Source organism: Bradyrhizobium iriomotense, assembly GCF_018129405.1.
Classification (GTDB): Bacteria; Pseudomonadota; Alphaproteobacteria; order Rhizobiales; family Xanthobacteraceae; genus Bradyrhizobium; species Bradyrhizobium iriomotense_B.
On the sequence record NZ_JAFCLP010000003.1, the window covers coordinates 450,703 to 464,764 of the forward strand.

Here is a 14,062-nt window from a genome sequence, read left to right on the forward strand (position 1 = left end):
AAGCCAAGAGCCATGGGAAACGTCTACGAAATCTACGCCCTGCGCTACGCGACGATGTCGCCGCGCACCCCCGGCATGAACTTCCTGGCGCCCGATCCGCATGACAGCGCGGCGCAGGATCTCGACTATTTCGTCTGGCTGATCCGAGGGCACGGCCGCGACATCCTGGTCGATACCGGCTTCAATGCCGAGGAGGCGAGCGCGCGGGCGCGCAAGCTGACGCTCAACCCGGTCGATGCACTGGAGCGCTTTGGCGTCACGGCTTCGAGCATTCGCAACGTCATCGTGACGCATCTGCATTACGACCATGCCGGCAATCTCGACCGCTTCCCGAATGCGCGCTTCCATCTGCAGGAGCGCGAGATGGCTTACGCGACGGGGCGGTGCATGTGCAACGGACTGTTGCGACATCCGTTCTCGGTCGAGCACGTCACGCAGATGGTGCGCCATGTCTATGGCGAGCGAGTCACGTTCTATTCGGGCGACGGCGAGGTCGCGCCCGGCGTCACCGTGCACCGTGTCGGTGGCCATTCCGACGGCTTGCAGGTGGTGAAGGTCGAGACCGCGCGCGGCTCCGTGGTGCTGGCCTCCGATGCAGCGCATTACTACGCCAATCTCCAGCGCCGCAGCCCATTTCCGATCGTCTACAATGTCGGCGACATGGCGCAAGGCTGGGAGACGATCGAGCGCCTCGCCGGCCATCCTGACAGGTTCATCCCCGGCCACGATCCGATCGTCACGGAGATCTATCCGCGCGCCAGCGACAAGGTCGACGCCTGGGCGCTGCATCAGCCGCCGACGCGGTCGTTCGCGAAATGACGCGATAGCGTCATTCCGGGGCGCGCGCAGCGCGAACCCGGAATCCAGAGGTTGTAGCGCGAGATTCCGGGTTCGCCGCGTCGCGGCGCCCCGGAATGACAGCATCGGCTAATACGCCTGCTTCGCGTCCGCCTCTTCACCTGATCGCAAGGTGCGGCTTTCGACAATGGCGATTGGAACTAGGAAACCTTGGGAAGTTCACGCGTTGAGGTGGCTGAGCAAGCCGTGGAGGAGAAGCATGCGAACAGCAGTTCTCGCGTTGATCGTAGTTGCCGGAAGCGCAATTACCTTCCAAGCAACGGCCCAACAGCAAAAGGCCGCACCCAGTGAGCAAACCAAGGAGGAGATGCAGCGTGATGTAGACCAAGGGCTCAAGGCTGGCGAGCCCAACGAGCAGATGCAGCGTGATGCGGACAAAGGGATCAAGACCCGCAACTCCGGAGAGTCCGGATACGTGGCCGATCAAGCCAAGCCGGGCGCTTCTGCGAATCCTCCGGGCCGACCGGGAAGTGAGCAGACCACGGGTTCGGGTGGCCAGACCAGCACTCCGAAATAAAACCCTTGGAGATGTGCTCTAGGCAGCTTCTGGGGGAGGAGTGGAAGAGCAATCGACAGCTCTATCCGGGCCGACGGCCGACGATCGCATTGGCGCACGCCTCGATCGAGACACGCCCACTCGCCTCGACAGGCACCTGCTCACGAACCCGAGACTTCAGTTGCGTCACGTCGGCTGACGCCATCGTTGTGAGCATCGGAGCGAGATTGGGCGCCGCGATCGTCGTGGACCAATAGTCCTCGAAATCGTCGAACGTTCGTCGCATGCGAAGAACGCGCGCTTCGATATCGGCGAAACCCGCCCGGGTCCACAGCGCATGTAGTCCTTCGGGCGTCGAGGCTTCCGCTTGCGGGGCCCGCGGTGGCGTGAACCCCATGCCTTTCATCTCGATGATGATGGCCTCCGACGGGCCGCCGCCGCTGACGACGTCCCAGACATAGGCGGCCGCGAGACCGCCCGGCCGCAGGACGCGAGCCATGTCAGCGACGCCCCTGGCAGGGTCGGGAATGAAAAACACAACGAGCGCCATTACGGCCGCATCGAAGGTGCCATCGGCAAATGGCAATGCCATTGCATCGCCCTGTCGAAATTTCGCGATCGCCAGCCGCTCTCGTGCAAAAGCCAACTGACCTTCCGAGGGATCCACGCCTTCGACGGTCATTGGGGCGCAGTGCTCGACCAGCAACTGTGTAAACGCGCCATTGCCACAACCGATGTCGACCCATCGCAAATTGGGCGGGGGCGAGAGCCAATCAATAAAAGCGCGTCCGGCCAGTCCGCTCCACTTGCCCATCATCCGTTCATAGACGGCGCCGTCGTCGAACTTGATGGTCGGCGCGGACATTGGGTCACCTCGCTGCGTATTGGCGCGTCTCACGAATGTCGGTTCCGACGATAGCCAGACACAACCTTGGGGTCAACGCTCCGGTCACGTTGATGACTGTTCCGGTCAAAACCCGGCTCAAACATTTGCCGAAAAACTAAGACACCTGAATCTACCTGAATTCTTGCCCATATTTGAGAGCAATCGCGTCGATCTGCTCCCGCGTGAATTGCTTTCGCTGTTCACCGGGTCGGCTGCAGGTTTCGCGAAAGAAGCCATCGAGGCCGGGCGGCACCATGATCCACAGCAGAACCATTTCTTGGTCCGGACTACTGAAACCATGCCACGTGTTCTTAGGTATGAAGATCGTTCCACCTCTTTCGCAGGGGTGAGGCGCATCGTTGAGTGTGACGATGCCGGCGCCTTCCAGAACATAGAACGCTTCATCCTGTCCGAGGTGCCGGTGAACCGGAATGCCCGAGCCCTTGGGTAGCTGCTGTGTGCCCAAGCCGAAATTGCTGGACCCCGTTACGGGGTCGGCCTTGATGAAGATGTTGCCGCCATCACGATAGTGGATGAGGTGTTCACCCTGTCCGGCGCCCAGTACATAGCCGTGCGGCACCGAGCCTTGCGATCTCGTCTCGATCTCCTCGTTGTTTGGCATCGCCCGCTCCATTGGCCTGGACCTGGCAACAATTAACACAGCAGATCCCTGCACCGCGAGCGACTTCCGAAAACGGCCTTGGGTCAAAACCCGCAATGCTGATCAAGCATAAGACTTCTGCTCAACCCCAGGAAGCCGATATCGGGACCTTGCGAGTCCACGCTCTAATACGCCTGCTTGGCGTCGGCCTCTTCGCTGGTCTGGATCAGGTCGAGACCCTGTTCGATCTTGCCGAGCAATGTCGACAATTGCTTGCGCTCCTGCGCAGAGAGGCAGGCGAGGATCTCGTCCTCACGCCGCAGCAATTGCGGAAACAGCTCTTCGTAGAGTGCACGGCCCCTCTTCGCCTCCGAGACGGGCGGCTGGCATGGTGTCAACGAGCGCCGGCAGGATTCCTGCAAGCAACGATATCGCGAGGAGATTTTCGAGCCGCTAGCTCCGGCGGAGAGAATACCGCCAAATATCCTCCGTCACCTGCGAGCTTATATGTGGCGACCTCGCGATAGCCGACGGCGGTCAATTCGCAGCGCAAGAGCTCAATTGGCGTGCCATGCTTCGACGTCGGAAGCTCGAGATCGACAATTCCGACCCGCGCGCCCTGCTTCAAGGCGGGCGCGAGGTTGTAGAGGAAGGCATAGGGTTGGGCTATCTCGTGATACATGTGCACGAGGATTGCGGCATCCAGCGAGGAAGCGGGTAGACGCGGGTCGTGTGGTTCGCCGAGCGCGAATTGCACGTTCGTCAACTTCAGAAGTTCTGTTCGCCTGGCGAGTTCGATGAGGTAATCCCGCGTGACGTCCTGGGCAACGACAGAGCCGGCGGATCCGACGAGGCGGGAGAGCCTGACCGTGTGGTAGCCACTGCCTGCTCCAATGTCGCCGACTGTCATACCTGGTTTCAGTTCAAGAACATTTGCGATTTGACCGGCCTCATTGATGGCGTCGCGGCGCTCTTCGGCGGCGCGGCGTGGGCTGACGATCCGTGCAACAGGGCGCTGCGGTGAGGGAAACTCGTTTGCAGCGACTCCGGGGGGAGCCAGATAACCTATGTCAGCGGCGTATGCGCCAGTCGCGGCAAGCGCCACAAGGAGCATCGCTATATGAGCCAGTGCCGTCACGGCCCTACCAAGCTTCCTCACCCGGACCCCCAAACGCCGACGTCCGCGCCTCTATGAGTCCCTAATACGCCTGCTTGGCATCCGCCTCTTCGCTGGTCTGGATCAGGTCGAGGCTCGCTTCGATCTTGCCGAGCAGGGCCGAAAGCTGCTTGCGCTCCTGCGCGGAGAGGCAGGCCAAAATCTCGTCCTCACGCCGCAGCAATTGCGGGAACAGCTCCTCATAAAGCGCGCGGCCCTTCCTCGTCAGCTGCAGGCGGAATTCGCGGCGGTCGGCTTCGTTCTCGACCCGCTCGATCAGTTGCTCATTGAGCAACGTCGTCACCGCGCGGCTGATGGTGGATTTGTGCGTGCGGGTGCATTGCGAGATGTACTGCGCGCTGCAGGCATCATTGCGGAAGCCGAGCGTGGCGATGACGCGCCAGGCCGGAATGTCGAGGCCGTGGCGCTCCTGATATTCGACCGACAGCGCGGCGCTGACCTCCGCCGCCAGCCGATTGAGACGGAACGGCACGAACTTGAACAGATCGAGCCGCGCCTTTGGCCGCGGCGAGGCCTCCTCGGCCTGTCGTGTCTTCAGCGCGATGTCGCTGGATGTCCTCGCCAAGACTGCGCTCCGATTTCCAGTTGACGGCCGGCCGGCTCCGGTCCAAAATAGTTGCACGTGAGACTATCTAGCAGATCAGTCCTCTTCTGACCAGAGCCGAGGTTAGTGTATGGCGCCGGCCAATACGCATCAGGCCAAAACCCAGTTCGGCTATCGCCGTCATCCCGATCAGGACCGCCCGGGCCCAAGCCCCGCGGAACATCCGGTCGTGATCGTCGGCGCCGGCCCGGTCGGGCTGTCGCTGGCGATTGATCTCGCCCAGCGCGGTCAGCGCGTCGTCCTGCTGGATGATGCCGACCGCATCGGCGAAGGCTCGCGCGCGATCTGCTTTTCGAAGCGCTCGCTGGAATATTGGGACCGGCTCGGCGTCGGCGACCGCATGGTCGACAAGGGCGTGGTGTGGAGTGTGGGGCGGATCTTTCACGGCGAATCCCAGCTCTACCAGTTCAACCTGTTGCCGGAAGACGGCCACAAGCGGCCGGCCTTCATCAATCTCCAGCAATATTACGCCGAGGCCTATCTGGTCGATCGCATCAACGAACTGCCTGAGATCGACCTGCGCTGGCGCAACAAGGTGACGGCGCTCGAGCAGCGCAACGATTCCGCCCTGCTGACGATCGAAACGCCTGAAGGCGCCTACCGCCTGAATGCGCAATATGTCGTCGCCTGCGACGGCGCGCGGTCCTCGCTGCGGCAGATGGTCGGCGCGGAATTCGCCGGCCAGGTGTTCGAGGACCAGTTCCTGATCGCCGACGTCAAGATGACGGCGGAATTCCCGACCGAGCGCTGGTTCTGGTTCGATCCGCCGTTCCATGCCGGGCGTTCGGCGCTGTTGCACCGGCAGCCCGACGACGTCTGGCGCATCGACCTCCAGCTCAATCGCTATGCCGATCCCGTTCTCGAGAAGAAGCCGGAAAACGTGCGGCCGCGGATCGCGCGCATGCTCGGCCACGACAAGTTCGAGTTCGAGTGGATCTCGCTCTACAAATTCCAGTGCCGCCGGATGGACCGCTTCATCCATGGCCGCGTGATCTTCGCCGGCGATTCCGCGCATCAGGTCTCGCCGTTCGGCGCGCGCGGCGCCAATTCCGGACTTGAAGACGCCGAAAACCTGTCCTGGAAGCTCGATCGCGTCCTGCGCGGGATCTCGCCCGCGAGCCTGCTGGAGAGTTACCACGTCGAACGCAGCATGGCGGCCGACGAGAACATCCGCGAATCCACCCGTTCGACCGATTTCATGGCGCCGAACTCGCATCAGGAGGCGCGGCTGCGCAAGGCGGTGCTGTCGCTGGCCAAGGAGACCGAGTTCGGCAAGCGCATGGTCAATGGTGGCCGGCTGTCGGTGCCCTGCAGCTATGATACACCGCTGTCGTCACCCGATGCCGATGCGTGGGCCGGTGGGCCTCGTCCCGGCTGTTCCATGCTCGACGCCCCCGTTGCCGAGCGGGTCTATCTGACGGATGCCTTCCGCAAGGGTGGAACGGACTTCACCTTGCTGTCGTTCAGCAATGGCGCCGCGATCGATGCGCCTGACGGCGTCAGGGATATCCGCATCGGCGGCGCCAGCGGACTTGCCGATCCCCTGGGCCTCGTCGCGAAGCGCTATGACGCCGAGCCGGGGACGACCTATCTGCTCAGGCCCGACGGATATGTCGCGGCGCGCTTCCGCCATCCGACGCGCGAAGCAGTTGCGGCAGCGCTGTCGCGTGCCGCAGGCTTGAATTGAGGTTTCGCATGCCGCTTTCCACCAGCTCGAACTTCGCTCGCCCCGACGACGCCTTCCGCGCCATCGTCGAGGCGCATCGCGGGCTCACGGAGGAACAGAGCGCCGATTTCGACGCGGCACTGGTGCTGATCCTCGCCAACCATATCGGCGACATCGACGTGCTGCGCGAAGCGATCGGGCTCGCCAGGCGCCGCATGATCGACGGTCAGCAGCAACAACAGCAGCAACAATAACCTCGTAAGGACGAATTGATGGCGAAGAACTTCGCATCCACCGGCGATCTCTCCGAGAAGACAATCACCTTCTCCGAGATCGGCACCGATCTCTATGCCTTCACCGCCGAGGGCGATCCCAACACGGCCGTGATCGTCGGCGACGACGGTTGCCTCGTGTTCGACGCGCAGGCGACGCCGGCGATGGCGAACAAGGTGATCGAGCGCGTGCGCGCCGTCACCGACAAGCCGATCAAATATGTCGTGCTGTCGCACTATCACGCCGTGCGCGTGCTCGGAGCGTCCGCCTACAAGGCGCAAGGCATCGTCGCCTCGCAGGAGACCTATCGTCTCATTGAAGAGCGCGGCAAGCAGGATTGGGACTCCGAATACGGCCGCTTCCCGCGCCTGTTCCAGGACGCGCAGAGCATTCCCGGCCTGACTTGGCCGACGCTGACCTTCGAAGGCGAGATGTCGATCTATCTCGGCAAGCGCGAGGTGCGGCTGATGCAGTTAGGCGCAGGCCACACCTCGGGCGACATCGTTGCCTGGGTGCCCGATGCCGAAGTCATGTTCTCCGGCGACCTCATCGAATATCACTCGGCCTGTTATTGCGGCGATGCGCATCTGCGCGAATGGCCGTTGACGCTGAACGAGATCCGCAACTTCAATCCCAAGGCAATCGCGCCGGGCCGCGGCGATGCGCTGAAGGGGACCGCCACGGTGCGCGAAGCCATCGCGATGACGCGCGACTTCGTCACATCGCTCTATGGCGCCGCCGAGATCTCGGTCGCGAAGGGCCGCACGCTGAAGGAATCGATGGCAGCGACGCGCGAGGTGATGGATCCGAAATTTTCGAGCTTCGCCATCTACGAGCACTGCCTGCCGTTCAACGTGTCGCGCGCCTATGACGAAGCGTCGGGGATCGACGATCCCGTGATCTGGACCGACAAGCGCGATCAGGAAATGTGGGCCGCCTTGCAAGGAGGAGGATAGTCATGAACATCAATACCTCGCCTGACCAGATCGTCCGAAGCTCGGCCCAGGTCACGCCGGGCTACATGTCCGGCTTCGGCAACAGTTTTGAGACCGAGGCGCTGCCGGGCGCGCTGCCGATCGGGCGCAATTCGCCGCAGCGCTGCGCCTACGGGCTCTATGCTGAGCAATTGTCCGGCTCGCCCTTCACCGCGCCACGTGGCACCAATGAGCGGTCCTGGCTCTATCGCATCCGTCCCTCGGTGAAGCATTCCGGCCGCTTCGAGAAGGTCGATGCCGGCCTGTGGCGCTCGGCGCCGTGCCATGAATACGACCTGCCGATCGCGCAATTGCGCTGGGACCCGACGCCGCTGCCGAAGGAGGACATGACCTTCGTCCAGGGCGTTCAGACCATGACGACGGCCGGTGACGTCAATACTCAGGCCGGCATGGCCGCGCATGTCTACCTCATCACCAAGTCGATGGTGGACCAGCATTTCTACAATGCCGACGGCGAGCTGATGTTCGTGCTGCAGCAGGGCAATCTTCGCCTCGTCACCGAGTTCGGCCGTATCGATGCCGAGCCCGGCGAGATCGCGGTGATCCCGCGCGGCGTCAAGTTCCGGGTCGAGATCCCGAACGGTCCCGCGCGCGGCTATCTCTGCGAAAACTACGGCGGCGCCTTCACGCTGCCGGAGCGCGGCCCGATCGGCGCCAACTGTCTCGCCAACGCGCGCGACTTCCTGACGCCGGTCGCGAATTACGAGGACAAGGACACGCCGACCGAGCTGTTCGTGAAGTGGGGCGGCTCGCTGTTCAAGACGACCCTGCCGCATTCGCCGATCGACGTCGTCGCCTGGCACGGCAATTACGCGCCCTACAAATACGATCTGCGCGCGTTCTCGCCGGTCGGCGCGATCGGCTTCGACCATCCCGATCCCTCGATCTTCACCGTGCTGACCTCGCCGTCGGAGACCGCGGGCACTGCGAATATCGACTTCGTCATCTTCCCCGAGCGCTGGATGGTCGCCGACAACACCTTCCGTCCGCCCTGGTACCACATGAACATCATGAGCGAGTTCATGGGCCTGATCTACGGCGTCTACGACGCCAAGCCGCAAGGCTTCGTCCCCGGCGGCATCTCCTTGCACAATTGCATGCTGCCGCACGGCCCCGACCGCGACGCCTTCGAGCACGCCAGCAATGGCGAGCTGAAGCCGGTGAAGCTCACGGGCACCATGGCCTTCATGTTCGAGACCCGCTACCCGCAGCGCGTCACCGCGCATGCGGCGAAGTCGTCGACACTGCAGGACGATTACGCCGATTGCTGGAAGGGCCTGGAGAAGCGGTTCGATCCGAACAAGCCGTAGCTTTCTTCCCCTCTCCCCTTGTGGGAGAGGGTGGCTCGTCGCGTTCGCGGCGAGACGGGTGAGGGGTTGTCTCCGCGAGCACCTCTCTGCAATCGAATTCGCCGATAGAACCCCTCATCCGGCGCTTCGCGCCACCTTCTCCCACAAGGGGAGAAGGAAGAAAGAATCGAGCCGAACGTGACAACCCACCCCAACGACCCCAGCCTCCGCTCCTTCATCGACGTCGATCCCGCGTCCGACTTTCCGATCCAGAACCTGCCCTATGGCGTGTTCTCGACCGCGGCCAATCCGACGCCGCGGGTCGGCGTCGCCATCGGCAGTTACGTGCTCGATCTCTGGGAGCTCGAGCAGGATTCCCGGCTCGATGTCGGCCCGCTCGGCGTGTTCTCCGGCGCTTCGCTCAATCCGTTCATGGCGCTGGGGCCGAAGGTGTGGGCGAAGACGCGGGCGCGGATCAGCGAACTGCTACGTCACGATCATCCTGAGCTGCGCGACAATGAAGAATTGCGCAAGCAGGCGCTGGTGCCGATGCGCGATGCAAAACTGCATCTGCCGTTCGCGGTCTCCGGCTATACCGATTTCTATTCGTCGAAGGAGCACGCCACCAATGTCGGCGTGATGTTCCGCGGCAAGGACAATGCGCTGCAGCCGAACTGGCTGCACATGCCGATCGCCTATAACGGCCGCGCCTCCACCGTCGTGGTCTCCGGCACCAGGGTGAAGCGGCCGCGCGGGCAGCTGAAGCCGCCGAACGCGGAGCTGCCGAGCTATGCGCCGTGCAAGCGGCTCGATTTCGAGCTGGAAATGGGCGTCGTCATCGGCCAGCCCTCAGCCATGGGCGGCATGCTGAGCGAGAGCCAGGCCGAGGAGATGATCTTCGGCTTCGTGCTGCTCAACGACTGGAGCGCGCGCGACATCCAGCAATGGGAATATGTGCCGCTCGGCCCGTTCCTCGCAAAGGCGTTCGCGACCTCGATCAGCCCCTGGGTGGTGACGCGCGAGGCGCTGGAGCCGTTCCGCCTGAAGGGACCGGAGCAGGAGCCGGTGCCGCTCGACTATCTCAAGCAGGCCAAGCCCCAGAACTACGATGTCGAGCTCGACGTGTCCTTGCGCGCCGCCGGCGCCAACGCGCCCGCGAGCATCAGCCGCACCAATTTCAAATACATGTACTGGTCCTCGGTGCAGCAATTGATGCACCACGCCTCAAGTGGCTGCGCCATGAATGTCGGCGATCTCTTAGGGAGCGGCACGATCTCCGGCCCCGAGAAGAACCAGCGCGGTAGCTTGCTCGAGATCAGCTGGAACGGCACCGAGCCGGTCGACCTGCCCGGCGGCACCAGGCGCTCGTTCCTGGAAGACGGCGACAGCCTCGTCATGCGCGGCTGGTGCCAGGGCAACGGCTATCGCGTCGGGTTCGGCGAGGTCGAGGGGACGATTTTGCCGGCGGAGTGATGGCTGTCATTCCGGGGCGATGCGCAGCATCGAACCCGGAATCTCGAGGTTCCGGGTCTGGTCCTTCGGACCATCCCGGAACGACGGAAGAACTCACCGCCTCTCCGGCGGCACGTCGCGTACCCGCGCGCAATGTGCCGCGACGTCCTCGACACTGTACTTCAGATGCACCCGCTTGTCCGACGGCACCTGCCTGGTCGTGCACACGCCCAGCCGCCATTCCTGCGTCGGCCTGATCGGGCGCGGGGCAAAGCCGCCGCCGCAGTTCGGGCAGACGTTGAAGAGTTTTGTCTCGACGCAATCCGCACAGAACGTGCATTCGTACGAACAGATCCGCGCATTCGTCGCGTCAGGCGGCAGATCGCAATCGCAATATTCGCAGTTCGGTCGCAGCTGGAGGGCCATGGCTGAATCTCCGAAAGACAGGCCATGATCATCGCAGACCGCGCGCGCAGCGCGAAGGTCGTAGTTCCCTCGATTTCAGCCAGCCTTCAAATCCCTCAGCGGCAGCTTCGCGCTTTCCTTCAGCCGGTCGAGCACGATCGATGAGCGGACATGCGCCACGCTCTGATGCGGCATCAGCACGTCGTTGACGAGGTTCGACAGGCCCTTGAGATCGCGCAGCACGGCTTTCAACACATAGTCGGCATCGCCCGTCAGCGAATAGGCCTCCTGGATTTCGTCGATCCGGTTCACCAGCGCGCGAAAACGCTTGGAATTGTCCGGCGAGTGGGTCGCGAGCCCGACCTGGATGAAGGCGATGACGCCGAAGCCGAGCGCCTCGCTGGAGAGATCGGCGTGATAGCCCGATATCACCTTCTCCTGCTCCAGCCGCATCCGCCGCCGTGAGCATTGCGAGGCCGAGAGGCCCGCGAGCTCGGCGAGCTCCTGGTTGGTGAGGCGGCCGTCGTCCTGGAGTGCGGTCAGGATCTTGAGGTCGAAGGCGTCCACGGAAATCATGCGCGTTTCGTCCAATTGATGCACGGATCGTGCATACGATAGCCAAATCCCATCCCGTTTGCACGCTCCTTGCGCGTCCGATGAAGGATAGTTCCTGTCAGCAGCCATTTGGGAGAGCAGCATGGGTCCGTTTCCGCACGATGCACCGCCGGCCACGATCAACGCCGACAATCCGATGGGCACCGACGGCTTCGAGTTCGTCGAATATGCCCATCCCAATCCGGGCGAGCTGCACGCGCTGTTCAAGCTGATGGGCTATGCGCCCGTCGCGCGCCATAGAACCAAGAAGATCACGGTCTACCGCCAGGGCGACATCAACTATCTCGTCAACGAGGAGCCGGGCACCCACGGTTATGAGTTCGTCGCCGCGCACGGGCCCTGTGCGCCGTCGATGGCGTTTCGCGTCGTCGATGCCAAGGCGGCCTATGACCGCGCGATCGCGCTCGGTGCCGAGCCGGCCGATGTGTCATCGGCGCAGAAGACGCTCGACGTCCCCGCGATCAAGGGCATCGGCGGCAGCCTGCTGTATCTGGTCGACCGCTACGGCGCCAAGGGCTCGGCCTATGATGCCGAGTTCGAATGGCTCGGCGCGCGCGATTCCAAGCCCGTAGGCGCCGGCCTGTTCTATCTCGACCATCTCACCCACAACGTCCATCGCGGCCGCATGGATGTTTGGGCCGGCTTTTATGAGAAGCTGTTCAATTTCCGCCAGATCCGCTTCTTCGACATCGAAGGCCGCGCCTCGGGCCTGTTCTCGCGGGCGCTGACCAGCCCGGACGGCAAGATCCGGATTCCGATCAACGAGGACGCCGGCGATTCCGGCCAGATCGAGGAATATCTGAAGATCTATCGCGGCGAGGGCATCCAGCACATCGCCTGCGGCTGCCGCGACATCTATCGCACCATCGAAGGCCTGCGCGAGGCCGGCCTGCCGTTCATGCCGTCGCCGCCAGACACCTATTTCGAGCGCATCGATGCGCGCCTGCCCAAGCATGGCGAGGACCTCGCGCGTCTGCGGAGGAACGGCATCCTGATCGACGGCGAAGGCGTGGTCGAGGGCGGCCAGACCAAGGTGCTGCTGCAGATCTTCTCGGCCAATGCGATCGGCCCGATCTTCTTCGAGTTCATCGAGCGCAAGGGCGACGACGGTTTTGGCGAGGGCAATTTCAAGGCCCTGTTCGAATCGATCGAGGAGGATCAGATCCGGCGCGGGGTGTTGAAGGTGGGGAACGCGGCGTAGGGCTGCCGTTGTTGGGTACGCTGTGGCATCAAACACAGTCGTCGTCCTGGCGAAAGCCAGGACCCATTACCCCAGGGAGTGGTCGTCAAGCGAACTGGTAACTCCGAGTCTTCGCCAAACCACGTTCGGTGGTTATGGGTCCTGGCTTTCGCCAGGACGACGACGGAGTGTGGCGCGACAGCGGAGAACTTGCCGCAACTAACGCCCCGCCCACGCCTTCGTCACCGCACCAATCTCCGCCGCTTCCGGCTCGCGCACCGCCGACGGCGTCCGCGAGAATCTTGGCGCCGGTGCCGGCTGCTTCACGCCGTGGCGCTCGACGAAGACGTTGCGGGCGACCATGTGCGGATGCTTCGTCGCTTCCGACATGGTCAGCACCGGCGCGAAGCAGATGTCGGTGCCTTCCATGATCCTGCACCAGTCCTCGCGCGTCTTGCTCTTGAACACGGCCTTGAGCTTCTCCTTCAGCGCCGGCCAGGCCTTGCGGTCCATCTGCGCGTCGAAATCCGCATCCGTCAGGCCCGCATGCTCGCGCAGCAGCGCGTAGAACTGCGGCTCGATCGAGCCGATCGAGACGAAGTGCCCGCAGGCGCATTCATAGACGCCGTAGAAATGCGCGCCGCCGTCGAGGAAGTTCTGGTTGCGGCCCTCGGTCCAGCGGCCGATCGTGGTCATGTCGAAGAAGAACGACATCAGCGATGCCGCGCCGTCGCACATTGCGGCGTCGACTACCTGGCCCTTGCCGGACTTCTGCGCTTCCAGCAGCGCTGCGAGCACGCCGACGACGAGATAGAGCGCGCCGCCGCCGAAATCACCGACCAGGTTGAGCGGCGGCACCGGCGCTTCCTTCGTGCCGATCGCGGCGAGCGCGCCGGTGATGGAGATGTAGTTGATGTCGTGGCCGGCGGCATTCGCAAGCGGGCCTTCCTGGCCCCAGCCGGTCATGCGGCCGTAGACCAGTTTTGGATTGCGCGCGAGCACGATTTCGGGGCCGAGCCCGAGCCGCTCCATCACGCCGGGACGAAAGCCCTCGACCAGCGCGTCGGCGCTCGCGAGCAAATCGAGCACTTGCGCGATCGCCGCCTTGTCCTTGAGGTCGAGCTCGATCACCTTGCGGCCGCGGCCCGCCACCGACTTCATGCTCTTCTTCGCACCGACCCGGTCGAGCGTGACGACGTCGGCACCCATGTCGGCCAGCATCATGCAGGCGAACGGGCCGGGCCCGATGCCCGCGAATTCGACGATGCGGAAGCCGGAGAGCGGGCCGGAGGTGCGGACGGACGAGCCTTCTGATTTTTCTTGGGCGGGTTTATCGAGCACGTTGTTGTTTCCTCGGGTCGCGGGCAGGTGCCGGTGATCCGGCAAACGCCTCACGTTGCTCTTGGGGGCGAGTTAATCGGCTGATTAACTTTTCTCGCCTTCCCGCCAGCGAGGCAAGCGGTTTTCATGCCGCATGGTCAAAATAAAACGGCGCGCACCGAAGTGCGCGCCGCGGAAAATTTGTGTCGAGGCGCTGGCGCGCTCTATTCGAGCACGATCTTGCC

General features: G+C 63.3%; 15 protein-coding genes and 1 pseudogene. 8 read left to right on the forward strand and 8 right to left on the reverse strand.

Features of this window, described 5'->3' with window-relative positions:
* Window positions 1-12 precede the first annotated feature (12 nt).
* Window positions 13-819, forward strand: coding sequence for an N-acyl homoserine lactonase family protein (locus JQ592_RS11235; protein ID WP_211402909.1), 807 nt, complete (start codon window positions 13-15; stop codon window positions 817-819).
* A gap of 238 nt (window positions 820-1,057) precedes the next feature.
* A complete protein-coding gene (locus tag JQ592_RS11240) occupies window positions 1,058-1,375 on the forward strand; it encodes a hypothetical protein (protein WP_211402910.1) in 318 nt (105 codons plus the stop codon).
* Between the two features lie 61 nt (window positions 1,376-1,436).
* On the opposite strand, the gene JQ592_RS11245 is transcribed toward JQ592_RS11240, so the two are convergent.
* The 5 genes and pseudogenes from JQ592_RS11245 to JQ592_RS11265 all read right to left on the reverse strand — a co-directional run bounded on the left by JQ592_RS11245 (window position 1,437) and on the right by JQ592_RS11265 (window position 4,583).
* Window positions 1,437-2,219 (reverse strand): class I SAM-dependent methyltransferase, encoded by a 783-nt coding sequence (locus JQ592_RS11245; protein ID WP_211402911.1) that lies wholly within the window; start codon window positions 2,217-2,219, stop codon window positions 1,437-1,439.
* A 151-nt stretch (window positions 2,220-2,370) separates the two neighbouring features.
* Window positions 2,371-2,862 carry a cupin domain-containing protein gene (locus JQ592_RS11250; RefSeq protein WP_211402912.1) on the reverse strand — a complete coding sequence of 164 codons (492 nt, stop codon included), beginning with the start codon at window positions 2,860-2,862 and terminating at the stop codon, window positions 2,371-2,373.
* A gap of 164 nt (window positions 2,863-3,026) precedes the next feature.
* Window positions 3,027-3,206: pseudogene (locus tag JQ592_RS11255) on the reverse strand (MarR family winged helix-turn-helix transcriptional regulator); the annotation flags it as partial.
* A gap of 29 nt (window positions 3,207-3,235) precedes the next feature.
* Window positions 3,236-3,955, reverse strand: a complete 720-nt coding sequence (locus JQ592_RS11260) for a class I SAM-dependent methyltransferase (protein WP_211402948.1) — start codon at window positions 3,953-3,955, stop codon at window positions 3,236-3,238.
* Between the two features lie 85 nt (window positions 3,956-4,040).
* Window positions 4,041-4,583 carry a MarR family winged helix-turn-helix transcriptional regulator gene (locus JQ592_RS11265; protein WP_211402913.1) on the reverse strand — a complete coding sequence of 181 codons (543 nt, stop codon included), beginning with the start codon at window positions 4,581-4,583 and terminating at the stop codon, window positions 4,041-4,043.
* Window positions 4,584-4,692: 109 nt separating this feature from the next.
* Here JQ592_RS11265 and JQ592_RS11270 point away from each other — a divergent pair, with 109 nt between their 5' ends.
* From JQ592_RS11270 to fahA, 5 genes are all read left to right on the forward strand, one after another.
* Window positions 4,693-6,309 (forward strand): FAD-dependent oxidoreductase, encoded by a 1,617-nt coding sequence (locus JQ592_RS11270; protein WP_211402914.1) that lies wholly within the window; start codon window positions 4,693-4,695, stop codon window positions 6,307-6,309.
* A gap of 8 nt (window positions 6,310-6,317) precedes the next feature.
* The gene (locus JQ592_RS11275; protein ID WP_018646238.1) at window positions 6,318-6,542 is read left to right on the forward strand and encodes a DUF2783 domain-containing protein; all 225 of its coding nucleotides are present in this window, start codon (window positions 6,318-6,320) and stop codon (window positions 6,540-6,542) included.
* Window positions 6,543-6,560: 18 nt separating this feature from the next.
* Window positions 6,561-7,517, forward strand: a complete 957-nt coding sequence (locus JQ592_RS11280) for an MBL fold metallo-hydrolase (protein ID WP_211402915.1) — start codon at window positions 6,561-6,563, stop codon at window positions 7,515-7,517.
* Window positions 7,518-7,519: 2 nt separating this feature from the next.
* Window positions 7,520-8,866 carry a homogentisate 1,2-dioxygenase gene (gene hmgA / locus JQ592_RS11285; protein WP_211402916.1) on the forward strand — a complete coding sequence of 449 codons (1,347 nt, stop codon included), beginning with the start codon at window positions 7,520-7,522 and terminating at the stop codon, window positions 8,864-8,866.
* A gap of 177 nt (window positions 8,867-9,043) precedes the next feature.
* Window positions 9,044-10,318: a fumarylacetoacetase gene (gene fahA / locus JQ592_RS11290; protein WP_211402917.1), complete on the forward strand. Its 1,275-nt coding sequence runs from the start codon at window positions 9,044-9,046 to the stop codon at window positions 10,316-10,318.
* Window positions 10,319-10,411: 93 nt separating this feature from the next.
* On the opposite strand, the gene JQ592_RS11295 is transcribed toward fahA, so the two are convergent.
* On the reverse strand, window positions 10,412-10,723 hold the full coding sequence (locus tag JQ592_RS11295; RefSeq protein WP_211402918.1) for a DUF1272 domain-containing protein: 312 nt from the start codon (window positions 10,721-10,723) through the stop codon (window positions 10,412-10,414).
* A 75-nt stretch (window positions 10,724-10,798) separates the two neighbouring features.
* On the reverse strand, window positions 10,799-11,278 hold the full coding sequence (locus JQ592_RS11300; RefSeq protein WP_211402919.1) for an Lrp/AsnC family transcriptional regulator: 480 nt from the start codon (window positions 11,276-11,278) through the stop codon (window positions 10,799-10,801).
* Between the two features lie 121 nt (window positions 11,279-11,399).
* Here JQ592_RS11300 and hppD point away from each other — a divergent pair, with 121 nt between their 5' ends.
* Window positions 11,400-12,518: a 4-hydroxyphenylpyruvate dioxygenase gene (gene hppD / locus JQ592_RS11305; RefSeq protein WP_211402920.1), complete on the forward strand. Its 1,119-nt coding sequence runs from the start codon at window positions 11,400-11,402 to the stop codon at window positions 12,516-12,518.
* Between the two features lie 198 nt (window positions 12,519-12,716).
* Here hppD and JQ592_RS11310 read toward each other — a convergent pair whose 3' ends face one another.
* Complete coding sequence (locus tag JQ592_RS11310) at window positions 12,717-13,838, reverse strand: CaiB/BaiF CoA transferase family protein (protein WP_211402921.1); 1,122 nt, start codon at window positions 13,836-13,838, stop codon at window positions 12,717-12,719.
* Between the last annotated feature and the right edge of the window lie 224 nt (window positions 13,839-14,062).